Source organism: Deferrisoma palaeochoriense, assembly GCF_054656955.1.
Map to the genome: position 1 here is coordinate 1 of NZ_BAAHXI010000040.1, position 18,886 is coordinate 18,886.

At 70.3% G+C, this 18,886-nt stretch carries 16 protein-coding genes; 4 read left to right on the forward strand and 12 right to left on the reverse strand.

The genetic code is table 11. From position 1 onward, the window contains the following. Positions 1 to 242 precede the first annotated feature (242 nt). The 7 genes from ACYQ8L_RS11720 to ACYQ8L_RS11750 all read right to left on the reverse strand — a co-directional run bounded on the left by ACYQ8L_RS11720 (position 243) and on the right by ACYQ8L_RS11750 (position 6,828). Entirely contained in the window at positions 243 to 1,220 is a 978-nt protein-coding gene (locus tag ACYQ8L_RS11720; protein WP_459941986.1) for an electron transfer flavoprotein subunit alpha/FixB family protein, read from the reverse strand. An 18-nt stretch (positions 1,221 to 1,238) separates the two neighbouring features. Further along, positions 1,239 to 1,988 (reverse strand): electron transfer flavoprotein subunit beta/FixA family protein, encoded by a 750-nt coding sequence (locus ACYQ8L_RS11725; RefSeq protein ID WP_459941987.1) that lies wholly within the window; start codon positions 1,986 to 1,988, stop codon positions 1,239 to 1,241. 31 nt (positions 1,989 to 2,019) lie between these two features. Beyond that, on the reverse strand, positions 2,020 to 3,165 hold the full coding sequence (locus tag ACYQ8L_RS11730) for an acyl-CoA dehydrogenase (RefSeq protein ID WP_459941988.1): 1,146 nt from the start codon (positions 3,163 to 3,165) through the stop codon (positions 2,020 to 2,022). 32 nt (positions 3,166 to 3,197) lie between these two features. Continuing rightward, a complete protein-coding gene (locus tag ACYQ8L_RS11735) occupies positions 3,198 to 3,983 on the reverse strand; it encodes an enoyl-CoA hydratase-related protein (RefSeq protein WP_459941989.1) in 786 nt (261 codons plus the stop codon). A gap of 13 nt (positions 3,984 to 3,996) precedes the next feature. Then, positions 3,997 to 4,860, reverse strand: coding sequence for a 3-hydroxybutyryl-CoA dehydrogenase (locus ACYQ8L_RS11740; protein ID WP_459941990.1), 864 nt, complete (start codon positions 4,858 to 4,860; stop codon positions 3,997 to 3,999). Between the two features lie 105 nt (positions 4,861 to 4,965). Further along, positions 4,966 to 6,156 carry an acetyl-CoA C-acetyltransferase gene (locus ACYQ8L_RS11745; protein WP_459941991.1) on the reverse strand — a complete coding sequence of 397 codons (1,191 nt, stop codon included), beginning with the start codon at positions 6,154 to 6,156 and terminating at the stop codon, positions 4,966 to 4,968. Between the two features lie 93 nt (positions 6,157 to 6,249). Beyond that, positions 6,250 to 6,828, reverse strand: coding sequence for a helix-turn-helix domain-containing protein (locus ACYQ8L_RS11750; RefSeq protein WP_459941992.1), 579 nt, complete (start codon positions 6,826 to 6,828; stop codon positions 6,250 to 6,252). Between the two features lie 478 nt (positions 6,829 to 7,306). On the opposite strand from ACYQ8L_RS11750, the gene ACYQ8L_RS11755 reads away from it, so the two are divergent. The 4 genes from ACYQ8L_RS11755 to ACYQ8L_RS11770 all read left to right on the forward strand — a co-directional run bounded on the left by ACYQ8L_RS11755 (position 7,307) and on the right by ACYQ8L_RS11770 (position 13,013). After that, positions 7,307 to 8,605: an AAA family ATPase gene (locus ACYQ8L_RS11755; RefSeq protein WP_459941993.1), complete on the forward strand. Its 1,299-nt coding sequence runs from the start codon at positions 7,307 to 7,309 to the stop codon at positions 8,603 to 8,605. 378 nt (positions 8,606 to 8,983) lie between these two features. Further along, positions 8,984 to 10,261, forward strand: a complete 1,278-nt coding sequence (locus ACYQ8L_RS11760; protein WP_459941994.1) for an ammonium transporter — start codon at positions 8,984 to 8,986, stop codon at positions 10,259 to 10,261. Beyond that, positions 10,258 to 12,672: a [protein-PII] uridylyltransferase family protein gene (locus tag ACYQ8L_RS11765; protein WP_459941995.1), complete on the forward strand. Its 2,415-nt coding sequence runs from the start codon at positions 10,258 to 10,260 to the stop codon at positions 12,670 to 12,672. The genes ACYQ8L_RS11760 and ACYQ8L_RS11765 overlap by 4 nt, the downstream gene beginning before the upstream one ends. Before the next feature lie 2 nt (positions 12,673 to 12,674). Then, the gene (locus ACYQ8L_RS11770) at positions 12,675 to 13,013 is read left to right on the forward strand and encodes a P-II family nitrogen regulator (RefSeq protein WP_459941996.1); all 339 of its coding nucleotides are present in this window, start codon (positions 12,675 to 12,677) and stop codon (positions 13,011 to 13,013) included. 71 nt (positions 13,014 to 13,084) lie between these two features. Here ACYQ8L_RS11770 and arsS read toward each other — a convergent pair whose 3' ends face one another. The 5 genes from arsS to dprA all read right to left on the reverse strand — a co-directional run bounded on the left by arsS (position 13,085) and on the right by dprA (position 18,867). After that, complete coding sequence (arsS, locus tag ACYQ8L_RS11775; protein ID WP_459941997.1) at positions 13,085 to 14,044, reverse strand: arsenosugar biosynthesis radical SAM (seleno)protein ArsS; 960 nt, start codon at positions 14,042 to 14,044, stop codon at positions 13,085 to 13,087. Next, positions 14,041 to 14,373: an arsenosugar biosynthesis-associated peroxidase-like protein gene (locus ACYQ8L_RS11780; RefSeq protein WP_459941998.1), complete on the reverse strand. Its 333-nt coding sequence runs from the start codon at positions 14,371 to 14,373 to the stop codon at positions 14,041 to 14,043. Before ACYQ8L_RS11780 ends, arsS begins: the two co-directional genes overlap by 4 nt. 506 nt (positions 14,374 to 14,879) lie before the next feature. After that, positions 14,880 to 17,129, reverse strand: coding sequence for a type I DNA topoisomerase (gene topA / locus ACYQ8L_RS11785; RefSeq protein WP_459941999.1), 2,250 nt, complete (start codon positions 17,127 to 17,129; stop codon positions 14,880 to 14,882). A gap of 40 nt (positions 17,130 to 17,169) precedes the next feature. Continuing rightward, entirely contained in the window at positions 17,170 to 17,631 is a 462-nt protein-coding gene (locus ACYQ8L_RS11790; protein WP_459942000.1) for a DUF494 family protein, read from the reverse strand. A 117-nt stretch (positions 17,632 to 17,748) separates the two neighbouring features. Further along, complete coding sequence (gene dprA / locus ACYQ8L_RS11795) at positions 17,749 to 18,867, reverse strand: DNA-processing protein DprA (protein WP_459942001.1); 1,119 nt, start codon at positions 18,865 to 18,867, stop codon at positions 17,749 to 17,751. Between the last annotated feature and the right edge of the window lie 19 nt (positions 18,868 to 18,886).

Here is an 18,886-nt window from a genome sequence, read left to right on the forward strand (position 1 = left end):
CGTCCTGGCCCAGGGCCGGTCCGGCGACCAAGACCAACAGACCCCGCTTCAGCAAGACGTCCTCCTCCGGGGGCGGCCGCGGCGTCCGCCGCGCGCCCCCGGCAAAGCCTGGCCCCCGCCCCGCCGGCAAGTGGTCATGTGCCCCGCGCCCCACCCCCCCCCCCCCCCCGGGCCCCCCCCCCCCCCCCCCCCCCCCCCCCCCCCGCCCCCCGCGCCCGGGCCGCCGGTCTATTCCCAACGGATTACGAAGCCTTGGCAGCCTGGATCTTCTCGATGAGTTTCGGCACGGCCTTGAAGAGGTCGTCCACCAGCCCGTAGTCGGCCACCTCGAAGATCGGGGCCTCCTCGTCCTTGTTGATGGCCACGATCACCTTGGAGTCCTTCATGCCGGCCACGTGCTGGATGGCCCCGCTGATGCCGCAGGCGATGTAGAGGTCGGGGGCCACGATCTTTCCGGTCTGGCCCACCTGGAGGTCGTTGGGCAGGAGCCCCTCGTCCACCACGGCCCGGCTGGCGCCCAGGGCCGCGCCCAGGAGGTCGGCCAGTTGCTCGATCAGCTTCACGCCCTCGGCGTCCTTCACACCCCGGCCGGCCGACACCACCACCTTGGCCTCGGTGAGCTCGGGCCGCTCGGACTTGGTGAGCTGGTACTCCACGAATTTGGCCTTCAGGCTTCCGGCGTCCACATTCACCGGGGCCTCCGCCACGGCGGCATCCCCCGCTCCCGGGGCGGCCGCGTCAAACGCCGTCTCCCGGACCGTGAGGCAGTGCACGGGCGTGTCGATCGCGACCCGGGCGATGGCGTTTCCGGCGTACATGGGCCGCAGGTACACGACGCCCTCGTCCCCCTTCTCGAACCCGATCGCGTCGCTCACCATGCCTGCGTCCAAAAGCGCAGCCAGCCGCGGCATCAGGTCCTTTCCGGTGGTGGTGGCCGCGGCCAGCACCGCGGTGTACCCCTTCTCCTTCACCAGGTCGGCCAACGCCTGGGCGTAGGCCTCGGCCGTGTAGTCGGCCACGGCGTCGGCCTCGCTCCACAGCACGTTCTTGGCCCCCACCCCCTTGAGCTGCTCGGCCGCCGCCTGGGCTCCCTTGCCCAGGAGCACGATGTCGAAATCGGTTCCCAGGAGCCCGGCCAGCTCCTTGGCGGCCGTAACCGCCGGGAACGTGGAATGCCGGAGCTCCCCCTGCCGCATCTCACCAACAAGCAGAATCGCCATCGGTTCTCCTCCCTGGTCCTACAGGACCTTGGCCTCGTTCATGAGCTTGTCCACCAGTTCGTCCACGCTCGCGACCTTCTGGCCGGCCTTGCGCGGCGGGGGCTCGGACAGGCTGAGCACCCGGGCCCGGTTCTTGGGCTCGGCGCCAAGATCGGCCGGGGTCACCTTCTTCACCTCCTTCTTTTTGGCCTTCATGATGGCCGGGAGGCTCGCGTACCGGGGCTGGTTGAGCCGCAGGTCCGCGGTGATGACGGCCGGCAGGGCCACCTCCTTGACCTCGAGCCCGCCGTCGATTTCCCGGTGCACCACGGCCTTGCCGTCGCCCAGCTCCACCTTGTAGGCAAAGCACGCCTGGGGGATCCCGAGCTTCGCGGCCAGCATCTGGGCCGCCTGGTTGTTGTCGGTGTCCACCGACTGCTTACCCATGATCACGAGATCCGGGTTCTCCTGGCGGAACACGGCCGCCAGGATGTCGGCGATCCCGGAGCTTTCGTAGCACTCGCCCCCGAGGTCCACGAGGTAGGCCCGGTGGGCTCCCAGGGCCAGGCCGGCCCGCAGGGTCTCCTCGTTCTCGGGCCCGCCGATCGACACCAGGAACACCTCGCCGCCCGACTTCTCCGTGATCCGAACGGCCTCCTCGATGGCGTACTCGTCAAAGGGGTTGACCAGGAAGTTCACACCCTCGGTCTCGATTCCCGACCCGTCCTTTTTCAGCCGGACCTTCACGTCGGGGTTCGGGACCCTACGAACCGGCACCATGATCTTCATTCTCGTACCTCCTTTGGTGGGGTGGATGCCGTCAGTCCCTCAGGAGGGCCCGGGCGATCACCATGCGCTGGACCTCGCTCGTTCCCTCGTAGATCTCGGTGATCTTGGCGTCGCGGTAGTAACGCTCCACCGGGTACTCGTCGATGTAGCCGTACCCGCCGAACACCTGCACGGCCTCCCGGGTGGCCTTCATGGCCACGTCGGAGGCGAAGAGCTTCGCCATGGCCGCCTCGCGGCTGAAGTTCTTCAGGCCCTGGTCCTTCATCCAGGCGGCGCGCCAGGTCAGGAGCCGGGCGGCGTCGATCTCGGTGGCCATGTCCGCGAGCTTCCACTGGATGGCCTGGAAGTTCGCGATGGGCTGGCCGAACTGCTGGCGCTCCTTGGCGTAGGCGATGGCGTGCTCCATGGCGCCCCGGGCGATGCCCACGGCCTGGGAGGCGATGCCGATCCGGCCGCCGTCCAGGGTCTGCATGGCGATCTTGAACCCCTCGCCCGGCTGCCCGAGCAGGTTCTCCTTGGGGATCCGGCAGTCCTCGAACACGAGCTCCGCCGTGGAGGAGGCCCGGATGCCGAGCTTGTGCTCCTCCTTGGCCACCTTATACCCGGGGGCGTCTGCCGGCACGATGAACGCCGAGAGCCCCTTGTGCTTGGCCGAGCGGTCGGTGGAGGCGATCGCCACACACACCCCGGCCTGCCCGCCGTTGGTGATGAAGATCTTCGTGCCGTTCAGGACCCACTCGTTGCCGTCCAGAACGGCCGTGGTGCGCACCGCGCCGGCGTCGGTGCCGGCCTGGGGCTCGGTGAGCCCCAGGCACCCCAGCATCTGGCCCGAGGCCAAGGGCACCAGGTACTTCTTCTTCTGCTCCTCGGTGCCGAAGCGGTAGATCGGGTCGCAGCACAGGCTCGAGTGGGCGCTCACCACCACGCCGGTGGAGGCGCAGGCGGCCGAGAGTTCCTCGATCACGATGGAGTAGCAGCGGTAGTCCATGCCGCCGCCGCCGTACTGCTCGGGAATCGCCACCCCCATGAACCCCAGCTCGCCCATCTTCTTCACGAGGTCCATGCGGAACGTGGCGGACTTGTCCATCTCGGCGGCGAGCGGGGCCACCTCCTCCTGGGCGAACCGCCGGGCGGTGTCGCGCACCAGGGTTTGTACGTCGTCCAGCTCGAAATTCATGGGAATTTATCTCCTCCCTATGGGAAACGGGCTCAGCGCCCCTTGAACGCGGCCTTTCGCTTCTCGAGGAACGCCGCCATGCCCTCCTTCTGGTCCTCGGTGGCGAAACACAGGCCGAAGGCGTCGCTTTCCAAGACGCAGGCGTTGTCGAGGTCCAGGTCCTGGCCCCGCTGCACGGCTTCCTTGGCCAACCGCACGGCCACCGGCCCCTTGGCGGCCACGGCCCGGGCCTGGGCCAGGGCCTCGTCCATCAGGCTCTCGGCCGGCACCACGTGGTTCACGAGCCCGATCTCCTTGGCCTCGGCCGCCTTGACCTGGCGGCCGGTGGTCACGAGCTCCATGGCCCGGGCCTTCCCCACGAGCCGGGTAAGCCGCTGGGTACCGCCGAACCCGGGGGTAACCCCGAGGTTCACCTCGGGCTGTCCGAACACGGCCTTTTCGCTCGCGACGATCCAGTCGCAGGCCATGGCGAGCTCACACCCGCCGCCCAGGCAGTACCCGTTCACCACCGCGATCACGGGAACCGGCAGGTCCTCGAACCGTCGGAACACCCGCTGGCCCTTCAGGGCGAACGCCTTGGCCTCGGCCGCCGTGAGGGGCTGCATCTCGCTGATGTCGGCCCCGGCCACGAAGGCCTTGTCCCCGGCGCCGGTCACCAGGAGCGCCCGGGCCCCGGGGTCGGCCTCCACCTCCCGCAGGGCCGCCTCGATCTCGTCGAGCGTCTGGGAGTTGAGCGCGTTGAGCGCCTTGGGGCGGTTGATGGTGAGCCGGTAGATCCCCGGCTCCACCTGCTCCAGGATCACGTTCTCGTAGGCCATGGCACCCCTCCTCCTACCCCGAGTAGTCGTAGAAGCCCTTGCCGGTCTTCCGGCCCAGGGTTCCGGCGTCCACCATCTTCTTCAGGAGCGGGCAGGGCCGGTACTTGGAGTCGCCGAACCCCTCGTAGAGAACCTCCATGATCGACAGGCACACGTCGAGCCCGATCAGGTCTGCGAGCTCCAGGGGCCCCATGGGGTGGTTCATGCCGAGCTTCATCACGGTGTCGATGGCCTCGGGCGAGGCCACCCCCTCGTACAGGGTGAAGATGGCCTCGTTGATCATGGGCAGGAGCACCCGGTTCGACACGAACCCCGGGCTGTCGTTCACGCACACCGGCACCTTGCCCAGGTTTTTGGAGAGCTCCTCGATCACCTGGTAGGTCTCGTCCGAGGTCTGAAGCCCCCGGATGATCTCGATGAGCTTCATGACCGGCACGGGGTTCATGAAGTGCATCCCGATCACCTTGTCGGCCCGCTTCGTGACCTTGCCGATCTTGGTGATGGAGATCGAGGAGGTGTTGGAGGCCAGGATCGCCTCGGGCCGGGTGATCCGGTCCAGGTCCTCGAAGATCTTGAGCTTGATCTCCAGGTTTTCGGTGGCGGCCTCGACGGCCACATCCACGTCGGCCAGGTCCTCGAGCTTCGTGGTGCCCTGGATCCGGCCCAGGATCTCGGCCTTCTTGGTCTCGTCGAGCTTGCCCTTCGCCACCATGCGGTCGAGGTTCTTACCGATCGAGGCGATGCCCCGCTGGACGAACTCGTCCGAGATGTCCCGGAGCACCACCGGGTACCCCGAGGCCGCGAACACCTGGGCGATGCCGTGGCCCATGGTTCCCGCGCCGATGACGCCGACCTTCTTCACGTCGCTCACCTGCATGGCTCTCTCCTCCCTTCGCGTTGGGTTCCCCAATGGATGCGTGCGGACCTTTGGACGCCCCCCGCGTCGCCCGAACTCTCCCAAGCCGAGACCGAGGCGCCCGGTCTACTCCTTCTCCACCACCATGGCCACGGCGCCGCCCCCCCCGAGGCACAGGGTCGCCAGGCCCAGGCGGCCGCCCCGGGCCTCCAGGGCGTAGAGGAGCGTCGTGAGGATCCGGGCCCCGCTCGCCCCGATGGGGTGCCCCAGGGCGATGGCGCCGCCGTTCACGTTCACGCGGTTCCAGTCCCAGCCGAGCTCCTTGCCGTCGGCCAGGCACTGGGACGCGAAGGCCTCGTTGGCCTCGATGAGATCGAAGTCGTCGATCGAGTAGCCGCCCTTGGCCATGACCTTTCGCACGGCGTCGATGGGCGCGAAAAAGACGTCCTTGGGATCCCGGTGGGCCGCGGCGTAATGGCGGATGGTGGCCAGAACCGGCAGCCCCTCGGCCCGGGCGAACTCCCGGCTCGTCACGACCAGAGCGCTCGCGCCGTCGGTAAGGCCCGGGGCGTTACCGGCCGTGACCATGCCGTCTTTCTCAAACGCCGGCCGCAGCTTCGCCAGCACCTCCACGGTGGTGCCCGGCTTCACCGGCTCGTCCACCTCGACCCGCTTGGGGTCGCCCTTGCGCTGGGGCACCTCCACGGGGGTGATCTCCTTTCGGAACGCCCCGCTCTCGATGGCCCGGGCGGCCTTCTGCTGGCTTTCGGCCGCGAACCGGTCCAGCTCCTCCCGGGTGAGCCCGGCCTTCCGGGCCGTGTACTCGGCCAGGTTCCCCATGTGCACGTCGTTGAAGGCGCACCACAGCCCGTCGTGGATCATGGCGTCCTCGGTGGGGAAGTTCCCCATCCGCACGCCGGCCCGGAGATTGCGCTGGAGGTGGGGCGCATTGGACATGCTCTCCATGCCCCCGGCCACCACCACCTCGGCATCCCCCAGGGCCACGGCCTGGGCCGCGAGCATCACGGCCTTGAGGCCGGAGCCGCACACCTTGTTGACGGTGAAGGCGTTCACCGAAGGGGCCAGGCCGCCCTTCAGGGCCGCCTGGCGGGCCGGGTTCTGGCCCACGCCGGCTTGGAGCACGTTGCCCATGATGCACTCGTCCACCCGGTCGGGGGCCACCCCGGCCCGGCGCACGGCCTCGGCCACGGCGATCCCTCCCAGTTCGGTCACCTTGAGCGGGGACAGGCTTCCCAGGTACGAGCCGATGGGCGTGCGGCACGCGGAAACGATCACCACCTCACGAACGGAAGACATCGCGATCTCCTCCTCGCAAGCTACAAGACTTGAAAGCCAGAAAGCGGGAACGCCAAAGCTCCGGGTGGCTCCCGGTTCAGCCCTTCCCGCCCCTCAGTTCCGGTGGGCCTCGTAGAGCACGGCCAGGAACCGCGCCCGTTCCGGCACCCGGAGCCGGTGGGGGAGCTGGGCGTTGTAATAGAGGCTGTCGCCCGGTCCCAGCTCGAACTCCTGGCCCCCGTACTCCACGTGGAGCCGTCCGTCGAGCACGTGCAGGAACTCCTCCCCCTCGTAAGGGAGCTCCTTGAGCGAGAATTCACACGGTTCCTCGCACGCCAGGAGGATCGGGCTCATGGTGCGGCCCTCGTAGCCGTAAGCCAGATCCCGGTACGGCAGCGTGTGGGGGAGCTCGTTTCGGTACACCAGGGCCTCCTTCCCGGCCCGGGTCAGGACGTAGTCCTTGTGCTCCTCGGCCTCCTGGTGGAAGAAGTACCCGATCTTGACGCCGAGGGCCTCGGCGAAGTTCCAGAGGGTGGAGATGGAGGGGGACACCAGGTTGTTCTCCACCTGGCTCAGGAGTGCCGGGCTGAATCCGGTCTTCTCGGCCAGGTCCTTGAGGGTCAACCCCCGCTGGAGGCGAAGCTCCTTGATCTTCCCCCCCAGGTTGAGCTTCTCCAGAACCTCCTTCTTCATGCCGTCCGTCCACCCTCGTGGTCTTAAGGAGTGCTGAATCGGTTTCAGTCCTGCTAAAGTGAGGCGTCAACCTAGAGCAAACGATGCCACGGGTCAAGGGAATTTCTCCCTGGTTGAACGGCGATTCAGCCCCGTTCCCGGGGATACCCAACCGAACAAACGTTCGGCAGAAAAATCAAACAGCGACGAACCCGTGGAGAACCCGCGTCGGTTGGGCCTTTCCGGCCGTTACGCCCCCGCCGTCACTGGGCCGCCCAACCCCGCCCCCGAGGACCTGCGGAAATCCCGTTTGCCGACAGGGACCGCGCCCTCTCACCTTGATCCCCCCCGGGGGGTGCACAAAAATATAGACACAGGCGGTGCCGCCCTTGGGGACCCAGGGCGGCACCGGCGGGATCGGCGGGTCAGGTTTTCGGGCCGAAACGCCGATTGGTAACCTAGCAAGAGCCTCGGACAACGGGGGCAAGGGAGTGCTGCCATGAAGGTTTCGGTGAGCACGGTGCTACGGTACAGCGAACCCCTCGACCGGTTCCTCCGGGTCCGGTCCTTCACCGAGTCGGAAACCCAACGGCTCCTGGGGAGCGCCCGGTTTCGGAACCGGCAGGAGTACGTCACATTCCTCCTGGGGCTTTGCATCCCCGAGTTCCCGGCCGAGATCCTTCCGGAACTGCTGGAAGCCTCGGATCCCGAGGAGCGCCGCAGGGTGGAGCAGGCCCTCTACGATCTGTGCGTCGACGTGAACCCCCACCTCGACATCTCCCGCATCTCGGTGCCGGTCACCGAGGCCGAGGGGGAGGCCCAGCTCTACCTGGTGGAGCCACAGAAGGAGCACCGGGACGAGGAGGACCTGGAGAGGTTTCTGCACCTCGAGGAACTCCTGGAGCAGCGGGTGGTGGGCCAGAGGGAGGCCGTGGAACGGCTCGCCCGGGTGCTGCGGCGGGCCGCGGCCGGCCTCAAGGATCCCAACCGGCCCGTGGGGAGCTTCTTCTTCCTCGGCCAGACCGGCGTGGGGAAGACCGAACTCGCCAAGGCGCTGGTGCACGTGCTCTTCGCCCAGGACGACCGGCTCGTCCGGGTGGACTGCAGCGAGTACGCCCAGTCCCACGAGTACGCGAAGCTGATCGGCGCTCCCCCGGGGTACATCGGCCACGGCGAGGGTGGGTACCTCACCGACGCGGTGATGGCCCGGGGCCGGTGCGTGGTGCTCTTCGACGAGATCGAAAAGGCCCACCCCAAGCTCCACCAACTGCTCCTTCAGGTGCTGGACGAGGGCATCCTCACCGACTCCAAGGGCCGAAAGGTGTCGTTCCGGGACGCCGTGATCATCATGACGAGCAACGTGGGCGCCCGGGAGGTGGAGGACCTCGAGCGCAGGGTGGGGTTCGGGGTGTGCGCCGGGTGCGACGAGGTGGAGAACGAAAGCCTGAAGGCGCTCCGGGCCGAGTTCCCCCCCGAGTTCGTGAACCGGATCGACGAGGTGATCGTCTTCCGGCCCCTGGACCGGGAGGCGAGCCTCAAGATCTGCGAGATCCTGCTGCGGGAGGTGGAGGGGTACCTGGAGCCCCGGCGCCTGGAGATCGAGTTCGACCCGGAGGTCAAGGAGTTCCTGGTGGAGGAGGGCACGGACCCGCGCTACGGCGCCCGACCGCTTCGCCGTACGATCAAACGCCACGTGCTGGATCCGCTGGCCACGGAACTCCTGAGCGGGAAGTTCCGGCCGCCCGCCCGGATCCGCACCCACCTGCGCCGTCGCCGGGTGTGGTTCGAAGCGGCGTGAGGCACGGCATTCGCCGCAAAAAGATTGTACCGGTCCCTTGACACCCTGGCACCCGGGGGGCATAGTGGCTGCAACACTCCCCCTTTGGCGAATCGGTTGGGGGAGTCGGGATTGCAAACGCTCTTTGCCCCCCCGGAGAGCTGCGCCCGGCTCCCCCTCTTTGTTTGTCCCGCCGCATAAATGACACTTTTGTCCTAAGCATCCCCACCATCGTACAAATTCGTCTTTTTCGTCCTCCCCTCCTCCCCGACGACTGGGGCTTTCCGGCGACTGGCACCGTGGCACCGGTCTTGCTCTCCTCCTCGCGACGCCCCGCCGGGACCACCCCGGGGCCCGGGTCCACTGCCCATTGACCGAACCCAGCAGGGAGGAGAGCGCATGAACTCCAGCCGCTACCGAGTCTTTCTACCGCTCCTGGCCCCGTTCCTATGGGCGGGGTCCGCCTTCGGCGCCCAGGGGCCGAACCCCGGCGACACGGCCTGGCTCCTCGTGAGCTCCGCTTTGGTCCTCCTCATGGTCCCGGGGCTCGCCCTGTTCTACGGGGGCATGGTGCGGGCGAAGAACATCCTTTCAACGCTCATGCTGAGCTTCATCGCGCTCGGGGTGATCGGCATCGAGTGGGTGGCGGTCGGCTACTCCCTGTCTTTCGGGGGACCCCCGGGGCCCTGGCTCGGCGGGTTCGACCGGCTCTTCCTCGCGGGGATCGCCCCGGGGGACCTGACCGGGTCGGTCCCCACGCTCGCGTTCGTGGCGTTTCAGGGCATGTTCGCCATCATCACCCCGGCCCTCATCAGCGGCGCCCTGGTGGAGCGGATCCGGTTCGGGGCCTACACCCTGTTCATCCTGCTCTGGGCCCTCCTCGTCTACAACCCCCTGGCCCACTGGGTGTGGGGGGAGGGGGGATGGCTCCTCGAGCTGGGGGCCCTCGATTTTGCCGGCGGCACCGTGGTGCACATCTCCTCCGGGGTCTCGGCCCTGGCCATGATCCTGGTGCTCGGCAAGCGGCGGGGGTACCCCGCCGAGAGGTTCATCCCCCACAACCTCACCCTGACCCTGCTGGGCGCAGGGCTCCTGTGGTTCGGCTGGTTCGGGTTCAACGCGGGAAGCGCCCTCGCGGCCAACGGGACGGCCGTGCTCGCCTTCGTGTCCACGAACACCGCAGCGGCCGCGGGAATGCTCGGGTGGCTCCTGGCCGAACGGGGCCGGTTCGGGAAAGCGAGCGCCCTGGGAGCCGCCTCGGGGCTCGTGGCCGGGCTCGTGGCCATCACCCCGGGGGCCGGGTTCATAACCCCCGGTTGGGCGATCGTTGTGGGTGGCGTGGCCGGGATTCTGTGCTTTCGGGCCGTGTGTTTGAAGGAGCGGTTCGGGTACGACGACGCCCTCGACGTACTCGGCGTCCACGGGGTGGGCGGCGCCTGGGGCGCGGTGGCCACGGGCATCTTCTCCACCGTCGGCGCCGGAAGCCTTTTGACCGGGGATCTGCGCCAGTTCGGGGTGCAGGTGCTCGGAGTGGCGGCCGCCGCGGCCTACGCCTTCGCCGTGAGTTGGGTCCTCGCGAAGGGACTCGACAGGGCGGTGGGGCTCCGGGTGAGCGACGAGGACGAGCTCGTGGGGCTCGACCAGAGCACCCACGGCGAGGTGGGATACTCCCTGTGAGCCGAGTGGCCCCCTGGAAGACCGAACTGAACGAGGCCCGGCGGGCCCTGGCCGAAGGGCGTATCGACCCGGCCGGACTGGCGGATGTCCTGGACCGGATCGTCCGGGAGCTGGCCGAGGACGCGGGCTGGCACCGCCCCGGCCGGGCCGTGGTGGCCCTGGGCGGGTACGGCCGGCGCGACATGGCCCCCCGCAGCGACGTGGATCTGCTGTTCCTCACCGAGCGGCACCGCGGAAAGCCCGATGTGGAGGCCGTGCTCTACCCCCTGTGGGACCTGGGCCTCGAGGTGGGCCACGCGTTGCGCACCCCGCGGGACTGCCGCGAGGTGACACGTCGAGACCTCACGGCGGCAACCGCCCTCCTGGACGCCCGGCTCCTCTGCGGGGACCCCGACCTCCTGGACCGCGGCCTGAGGGCCGCGGGCGCGGCCCCCCGCCCCAGCCGCCGCACCCGGGCCTGGGCCCGGGCCGTCGTGGCCGACGTGGGGACCCGCCGGACCCGGTTCGGGGAGGTGTCGCACCTTTTGGAACCCCACGTGAAGGAGGGGTGGGGCGGGCTCCGGGACGCCCACGCCGCCTCCTGGGTGCTCGCCTGCCTCGGGCTCGACCCCCGGCAGGAAATTCCGCGCCTGGCCTCGGGCCCCCGGGCCCTCGAGGGAGCGCGGTTCCTCGCCCGGGTCCGGGCCGCCCTCCATGCGGCGGCCGGCCGCAAGACGGACCACCTGACCTTCGAGCACCACGAACCCGTGGCCCGGTTGGTGACCCCGGGCCTCCCGCCCGGGGAACTGCTGGCCCGGGTCCATCGTGCGGCCCGCGACATCGCCGCCCTGTGGGAGGAGGTGGCCCGGGCGTTTCCCCGTCCCCCCGGCCGGCCCGGGCCCCCCACAGGCTTCAGCAGCGCGGAGGAGGCCCGCACCGCCCTCTCGTCCCGCCGGAGGGGCGAGGCGCCGCCGTCCCCCACCGCGCTGGACCGCCTGGCGGCCTCCCCGCGGGAGGTGCGGCGGCCGGCCTTGCTCCGGGTGCTCGGGGAGGGCCTGCGCCGGCGGGCGCCGGTACACCTGTGGTTCCGGGCCCTCCTGGACCGGGAACTCCTGAGCGACGTGGACCCCCTGCTGGCCCGCGCCGCCGAGGCCGTGCCCTACGACGCCCGCCATGCGTTCACGGTGGGGGCCCACGGGGTGGAGAGCCTGGCGGCGTTCGACCGGCTGTGGCTCGGGGCCCTGGAGGACCGGGAACCCTGGCTCACCCGCGTGGCCGGGGGGCTCGCGGCCCCCTGGATCGTGCGGGTGGCGGCCCTGGCCCACGACCTCGGAAAATGCCTGGACCCCGACGACCACGCCCGGACCGGGGCCGCGGCGGCCCGGCGGTTGGGCCTCACCCTGGGGCTTTCGCCGTCGGAGGCCGAGGAGGCGGCCCGGCTCGTGGCCCTGCACCACGCCCTGCCCCGGTTGGCCTTCCGCCAGGACCCCGAGGATCCGCGCACAGCCGCCGAGGCCTGGGAGATCGCCGGCACGCCCGAACGGCTGGACGCGTTGGTGGTACTCGCCTACGCCGACCTGGCGGCGACCCACCCGGGCCCGGTGGGGGCCACGTGGACCCCGTGGGTGCGCGGCCTGCTGCTGGCGCTGCACGCCCGCGTCCACGCCACCCCCGCGGCCCCGCCCCTCTCCGAGGCGGACCTCCGGAAGCGGCTCGCCGCCCGGATCGGCCGACCCGACGCCGGGTCCCTCGCGCACGAGGTTCCCCGAACGGAGATGCTCCAGGTCCCCCTCGATCTTCTCCACCGGCTCGTGCGGATGACCGCCCGGGCTCCCTCGCCGGACGACGGGTTCTGGGAGGTGGTGACTCCGGCCACGGGCCCGGTGGAGGTGCTGGGCGTGATCCCCCACCCGCCGCCCTGGGCCCTGTCGGCCGCATCCTCGGCCCTGAGCCGGCTGGGTTTCGACGTGCGGATGTTCCAGGTGCACGCCTGGCCCCGCGGCTGCCTGCACCTCTGGTTCCGGTGTCTCCCCCCCGATCCCCCCCCGCCCGTGTCGCGGGTGCGCCAGGCGCTCGCCCAGGCCCTGGGGGCGGGCCGACCCGGGCCCCGGCGCCCCCGGCTGCCCGACCGCCGGGCCGAGGCCACCCCGGTCGCCACGCGGGTGAGCCTCACCCACGGCTCCCCCGTGCATTCGGTCCTCGAGGTGGTCTGCCGCGACCGGGCCGGGCTGCTGGCCGATCTGACCGCGGCCCTCGACGACCTGGGTCTCCGGGTGACCCAGGCCCTGGTCACCACCCAGGGTCCCCAGGCCCGCGACGTGTTCCACGTGCAGGACCTCCTGGGGGGCCGGATCGAGGGCGAAGACAAACGGCGCAAGGTGATCGACCGGGTCCACGAAGCCATCTCCAGCCTTCCCAGTGAAAGGAGCTGACCGTGAAAAAGATCGAGGCCATCATCAAGCCCTTCCGGCTCGACGACGTGAAGGAGGCGCTCAAGGAGGCGGGCATCCAGGGGATGACCGCCATCGAGGCCAAGGGGTTCGGCCGGCAGAAGGGCCACACCGAGCACTACCGGGGCGCCGAGTACACCGTGGATTTCGTGCCGAAGGTGAAGATCGAGGTGGTGGTGCCCGACGAACTGGCCGCCGCGGCCGTGGAGGCCATCGAGAGGGCCGCCCGCACCGGGAAGATCGGCGACGGCAAGATCTTCGTCTCGACCGTGGACGAGGCGGTGCGGATCCGTACCGGCGAACGGGGCGAAGGGGCCCTCTGACGTTGGGTCCGGAGGGGGGGATCGGACGCCTGGGGAGGATTCCGGCCTACCTAGGCCGCAATGGCGCCCCCTCACGTGAACCCGGCCCCGGCCGTGCAGGCGTAGCAGTGGTCGGCCGTGGCGACGGGAGTGCCCGGGGGCGGAGGGCCGTCGAGCTCGCACACCCGCACCGGCCTTCCGCCCAGCGGGATGCCGGCGGCCAGGTGGAAATCGCAGTCGTGGAGGGTGCCGTCCCAGGCCACCGAGACCTGGGTGCGGCACATAAGCCCCTCCACCGTGCCCGGGTTGAACGCGCCGGCCAGGCGTTCGAGGTAGGCCGGCAGGTTCCCCGAGACCTCGAGCCACCGCCGAAACCGGCCCAGGGGCACGTTGGCAAAGGTGAACAGGTGGGTGAACGACACGCCCCACCGCCGGGCCAGGTCGGTGCGGAACCGGCGCTCGGCCGCGCACTGGTCCGGGGGGAGGAACGCGCCGGCCGGGTTCGACACGAGATCGAGCTCGAGCCCGGTTCCCTCCACGCCGTACCCGAGCTCGTTCAGCCGCCGGAGCATCCCGAGGCTTCGCTCCCACACCCCGGGGCCGCGCTGGCTATCGGTCTGGGACCGGCTCACCGAGGGGAACGAGGTCACGATCGCCACCCCCAGGTCCCGGAGCCTCTCCCAGAACCCGGGCCCCCGCTCCTCGAGCGCCGTGAGGTTGGAGCGGAACAGAAGCCGCGGCGCGTGGGGCCGCAGGGCCTCCAGGAACCCGAGCACCCCCGGCACGAGCTCCGGGGCGCCCCCCGTGACGTCGATCGTTTCGAACCCCGACCGGGCCGCGAACCGGACCACCTCGGCCATGGTTTCGGGCCCCATCACCTCGGTTCGGTCGGGGCCGGCCTCCAGGTGGCAGTGGCGGCAGGCCTGGTTGCAAAGCCGCCCCAGGTTCACCTGGAACGTGCGGGCCTCGGCCCGCACGAGCTCCAACCCGTGGCGCCGGAGGGCCGCGGCAAAGGGTTCCACCGCGGGGCGGGTGGGTTCCGGGCCGTTCACAGGGAGATCTTCTCCACCACGTTTTGCATCTGCACGCCGTGCACGAGGGAGGCCCCTCCCCGGATCGCCACGGCCACGTGCACGGCCTCGGCCATCTCGCCCGGGGTCGCGCCTTTCTCGAGGCACGTGCGGGTGTACGCGTCGATGCAGTAGGGGCACTGCACGGCGTGGGCCACGGCCAGGGCGATCAGGGCCTTTTCCCGCTCGGTAAGCTCGCCCTCGGCGAACACGGCCTGGTAGTACTCGAAGAACTTCTGGGTGATCTCCGGGGCCTCCTTGCCCACCTCGGGAAACTTGGCCAGATCCTTCGGGTCGTAATAGGTGTCCATGGGGTACGCTCCCGGCTGAAAGGCTGGAAAGCTAGGAGGCTGGGAAGCTAGAAGGCTAGGAAGCTGGGAAGCTCCCATAGGCCGCGGGGCGGGCTGTTCGCAAGAACAATCACTTCTACCCCTGCTACACGGTGGGCCGCCGCAATCGTCTGGCCCTCGGAACCGAAGAGCGCGAGACGGGCGACCGTGTCAGGAGCCAGAGGACAGACGACACAGGACAGGGGTTCTCCACACCTGTCCTCTGAATTCTGGCCCCTGATACGGCAGCCGTCCCCCGGATTGGGACAGCCGCTGACGCTGGAATCCCAAAGGATTTTCGCGTCCTAGCGTCCTAGCCTCCCAGCGTCCCAGCGTCCCAGCCTCCTAGCCTCCCAGCGGGAAGTTACTTGTACACTCCAGGCCCCGGGTTTGGCTCTTTGTCCCCTTCGTCGCCCATCCCCCCCGAGCACCTTACGTCGCGGAGCACGACCCCCAACGAAAGTACCAACCTCCGGCAACCCTCGGGATCAATCCCCGCTCTCCCTGTACCCGCACCCCTTGCGGGGGCAGCGCACGGTGACCCCGCCCTTCCCGGTCTTCTCCACCAGGAACGGGTGTCCGCAGTCGGGGCACTCCCGGGGGATCGGCCGGTCCCACAGGGCGTAGGTGCACGCGGGGTAGCGGTTGCAGGAGTAAAAGGTGCGGCCCCGCTTGCTCTGCTTCTCCACGAGCTCGCCGTCGCACCCCTCCTGGGGGCAGGGCACCCCGGTGCCCACGGGGGATGTGTACTTGCAGTTCGGGTATTTCGTGCACGACACGAACCGGCCGAACCGGCCCCTCCGGATCACCAGGTCGGCCCCGCACTCCGGGCAGCTCTCGCCCGTGGGCTCGCCCTCGATCACCCGGATGCCGCCGTCGGCCGTGCGCTCGAACTCCTTCGTGTTGCGGCACTCGGGGTACCCGGAGCAGGCCAGGAAGAACCCGTTGCGGCCCCAGCGGATCACCATGGGCTTTCCGCACCGCTCGCAGGCGATGTCGGTGGGCTCCTCCCGGCGCTTGACGTCCTCCATCCGCTCCCGGGCCCGCTCGAGGCTGTGGGCGAAGGGGGCGTAGAAGTTCTTGAGGAGCTCCCGCCAGTCGCGCTTCCCCTCCTCGACGTGGTCGAGCTCGGCCTCCATCTGGGCCGTGAACCCCACGTCCATGACCTGGGGGAAGTTGGCCACCAGGAGGTCGTTCACGAGGATCCCCAGGTCGGTGGGCACGAACCGCCGGTCCTTCATCTCCACGTAGCCCCGGTCGCGGAGCGTAGACAGGATCTGGGCGTAGGTGCTCGGCCGGCCGATGCCCTTGTCCTCGAGCTCCTTGACCAGGGTCGATTCGGTGAACCGGGGGGGCGGTTGGGTGAACTTCTGCTGGAGCTCGATGTTCCGGCAGGCCAGCGTTTCCCCCTCGGCCAACGGGGGCAGCTTGCCCTCGGGGGCCTCGCCGTTCGATGGCTCGTCGTCGGTGCCCTCCACGTAGACCGCCATGAACCCCGGGAACTTCAGGACCTCGCCCGAGGCCCGAAACTCGTAGGGGCCGGCCTCGATCGTGAACACGGTCTCGTCGAACACGGCCGGCACCATCTGGCAGGCCACGAACCGGTCCCACACGAGCTTGTAGAGCCGGAAGAGATCGTCATCCAGGAACCGCCGGACCCGTTCCGGGGTGTACTCCATCGAGGTGGGCCGGATCGCCTCGTGGGCGTCCTGGGCCCCCTTCTTCGTCTTGTACACCACCGGCTTCGCGGGCAGGTACTCGGATCCGTAGGTCTTCCGGATGTGGTCGCGGCAGGCGGCCACGGCGTCGTCGGAAAGCCGGGTCGAGTCGGTGCGCATATAGGTGATGAGCCCCACCGGCTGCCCCTCCACGTCCACCCCCTCGTAGAGCCGCTGGGCCAGGGTCATGGTCCTTCGGGCCGAGAACCGGAACTTCCGGAAGGCCTCCCGCTGGAGGGTGGAGGTGATGAACGGCGGGGCCGGGCCCCGGCGCTTCTCCTTTCGCTCCACCTTGGCCAGGCGGAAGGAGGCGCCCTCCAGCCTCTGCCGGATGGCCCGGGCCTCCTCGGCGGTGCCCACCCGGACCTTCTTGCCGTCGGCCTTCCACAACCGGGCCCGGAACGGGGGCGGCGCGGAGCCCTCGAGGAGCGCCTCGATGTTCCAGTACTCCTCGGGCACGAAGGCCTGGATCTCCCGCTCCCGCTCCACCACCAGCCGGAGGGCCACCGACTGGACCCGGCCGGCCGAGAGCCCCCGGCGCACCTTCTCCCACAGGATCGGGCTGATCTGGTAGCCCACGAGGCGGTCCAGGATGCGCCGGGCCTGCTGGGCGTTGTACCGGTTGGGGTCGAGCTGGCCGGGTTTCTCCAGGGCCCGCTGCACCCCTTTCTTGGTGATCTCGTGGATCATGACCCGGTAGATCGGCTTCTCGCCCCGTTTGGGCCGGATCTCCTCGGCGATGTGCCAGGCGATGGCCTCGCCCTCCCGGTCGGGGTCGGGGGCGAGGTAGATCACGTCGGCGCTCTTGGCGGCCTGCTTGAGGCGCTGGACCACCTTGCCCTTCCCGCGGATCACCCCGTACTGCGGGGTGAACCCGTTCTCCACGTCCACCCCGAGCTCGCTCTTGGGCAGGTCCTTGATGTGCCCGACGCTGGCCTCCACCTGGAAGTCCTTGCCGAGGTAGCCCTTGAGGGTCCGGGCCTTGGCCGGGCTCTCCACGATCAACAGCGCTTTTCCCATGTCTGTCCTTGTCTTCGGGGGCCGCCCAGGGGCCATCCCGTCAATGGCGCACGAGTTCCAGCCGGTCTTCGAGCACCGCCTTGGCCACGGACTCGTCGGCCCCTGGCCGGCTCAACAGCGCCAGCCCCACGAGCACCCGGGCCTCCTCGAGCCCGATCTCGGGCAGGTCGAGGCTCAACGCCCGCTCCAGCACCACCTCCCGGAGCGCGGCGTCCACCACCCCGGCCCGTTCGAGCCGCAGGAGGAACCCCCAGGCCTCGGGGGTCACGCGCAGCGCTTCCTCCGCCGAGGGCACCCGCACCGCCCCCCCCGGTTCCACGGCCACGGACGCCCCCCGGTTCCGGAGATTCCGCAGCCACAGGAGGGCCCTTTCGACGTCGTCTTCCTCGAATCCCACGTCGAGGAGTTCGTCGCGCATCTCCTCCGGATCCCGGGCGGCCGCCCGGGCCGTGCCATACCTCTTGGTGATATAGGCCACTACGTCGAACACGCGTCCTCGCATGGTGAACCTCGGTCTTCGGTCTTCGGTCGTCGGTCTGCGGACTCCGGTCTCCGGCCGACCCCCGGCCGCCCGTCCCTCCGCGCCGCGGGCCCCGGCCGGAAGCCGGCGGCAGGCCCGCTATCGCCCGGCGGGCCTCGAGTACCGGCGGCCGGGCCACTCCTCGGCCAGGCCCGCGAGCACGAGTTCCATGAGCCCCGCGGCCACCTCGGCCGCCGGCAGGCCCAGGCGTTCCTGGATCCGGTCGATGTGGGCCGGCTCGGGACCCAGGGCCTCCCAGAGGGGCCGGAGCTCCGGCCGGATGCCGGCCGGCTCCCCGGCGGCGTCCCCGGCGGAAGCGTCCACGTCCCACGGCCCGAGCTCCCGCAGGATATCGTCGGCCCCCTCGGCGAGCTTCGCGCCCTGGCGCAGGAGTTCGTGGGTGCCCCGGGTGGTCCGGAGCCCCGGCACGCCGGGAACGGCGAACACCTCCCGCCCCTGCTCCAGGGCAAGCCGGGCCGTGATCAACGAGCCGCTCCCGGGCGCCGCCTCGACCACGACCACCCCGAGGCCGAGCCCGCTGATGACCCGGTTCCGGCGGGGGAAGTGCCCCGGCCGCGCGGGAGTCCCGAGCGCGAACTCGCTCAGGGCGAGGCCCGTGGCCTGGATCCGGTCGGCCAGGTCCTGGGCCCAGCCGGGGGGCACGTGGTCGAGCCCCCAGCCGAACACGGCCACGGTGGGCCCCCCGGCAGCAAGCGCCCCCTCGTGGGCCGCGCTGTCGATGCCCCGGGCCATGCCGCTCACCACCACCACGCCCCGCTCCCCGAGCTCCCGCCCCAGCCGCCGGGCGAACCGCAATCCGTGCTCGCTCGCCCTTCGGCTCCCCACCACGGCCACGGCCGGCCGGTCGCCGGGGTCCAGGGGGCCGGCCGCGAACAGGACCGACGGCGGGTCCGGGATCTGGGCGAGTCTGGGGGGGTACCCGGGTTGGCCGTAGATCAAGATATCCACGCCCAGGCGCCGCGCCCAGGCGACCTGGGCCTCGGCCCAGGGCCGGTGGCGGCGGGTCTGGGCCAGGCGCTCGGCGAGACGGGGAGTGGCGCCGCAGCGCTCGCCGAGCTCGGCGGCGGAGGCCCGGAGCACCCGGCCGGGATGCCCGAAGGCGTCCACCAGGCGCCGGAAGGCCCGATCCCCCACGCCCGCGGCGCTCCGCAGGACCAAGGCCTCAACGGCCGCCCCGTCGTCCCACACCCGTTCCATCGCCCGCCCCTCCCGGCGG

Excerpts from the sequence above, each read along its gene's own strand:
- ACYQ8L_RS11720 (WP_459941986.1), bottom strand. The coding sequence starts at position 1,220 with ATGGCGATTCTGCTTGTTGGTGAGATGCGGCAGGGGGAGCTCCGGCAT.
- ACYQ8L_RS11725 (WP_459941987.1), bottom strand. The coding sequence starts at position 1,988 with ATGAAGATCATGGTGCCGGTTCGTAGGGTCCCGAACCCCGACGTGAAG.
- ACYQ8L_RS11730 (WP_459941988.1), bottom strand. The coding sequence starts at position 3,165 with ATGAATTTCGAGCTGGACGACGTACAAACCCTGGTGCGCGACACCGCC.
- ACYQ8L_RS11735 (WP_459941989.1), bottom strand. The coding sequence starts at position 3,983 with ATGGCCTACGAGAACGTGATCCTGGAGCAGGTGGAGCCGGGGATCTAC.
- ACYQ8L_RS11740 (WP_459941990.1), bottom strand. The coding sequence starts at position 4,860 with ATGCAGGTGAGCGACGTGAAGAAGGTCGGCGTCATCGGCGCGGGAACC.
- ACYQ8L_RS11745 (WP_459941991.1), bottom strand. The coding sequence starts at position 6,156 with ATGTCTTCCGTTCGTGAGGTGGTGATCGTTTCCGCGTGCCGCACGCCC.
- ACYQ8L_RS11750 (WP_459941992.1), bottom strand. The coding sequence starts at position 6,828 with ATGAAGAAGGAGGTTCTGGAGAAGCTCAACCTGGGGGGGAAGATCAAG.
- ACYQ8L_RS11755 (WP_459941993.1), top strand. The coding sequence starts at position 7,307 with ATGAAGGTTTCGGTGAGCACGGTGCTACGGTACAGCGAACCCCTCGAC.
- ACYQ8L_RS11760 (WP_459941994.1), top strand. The coding sequence starts at position 8,984 with ATGAACTCCAGCCGCTACCGAGTCTTTCTACCGCTCCTGGCCCCGTTC.
- ACYQ8L_RS11780 (WP_459941998.1), bottom strand. The coding sequence starts at position 14,373 with ATGGACACCTATTACGACCCGAAGGATCTGGCCAAGTTTCCCGAGGTG.
- topA (WP_459941999.1), bottom strand. The coding sequence starts at position 17,129 with ATGGGAAAAGCGCTGTTGATCGTGGAGAGCCCGGCCAAGGCCCGGACC.
- ACYQ8L_RS11790 (WP_459942000.1), bottom strand. The coding sequence starts at position 17,631 with ATGCGAGGACGCGTGTTCGACGTAGTGGCCTATATCACCAAGAGGTAT.
- dprA (WP_459942001.1), bottom strand. The coding sequence starts at position 18,867 with ATGGAACGGGTGTGGGACGACGGGGCGGCCGTTGAGGCCTTGGTCCTG.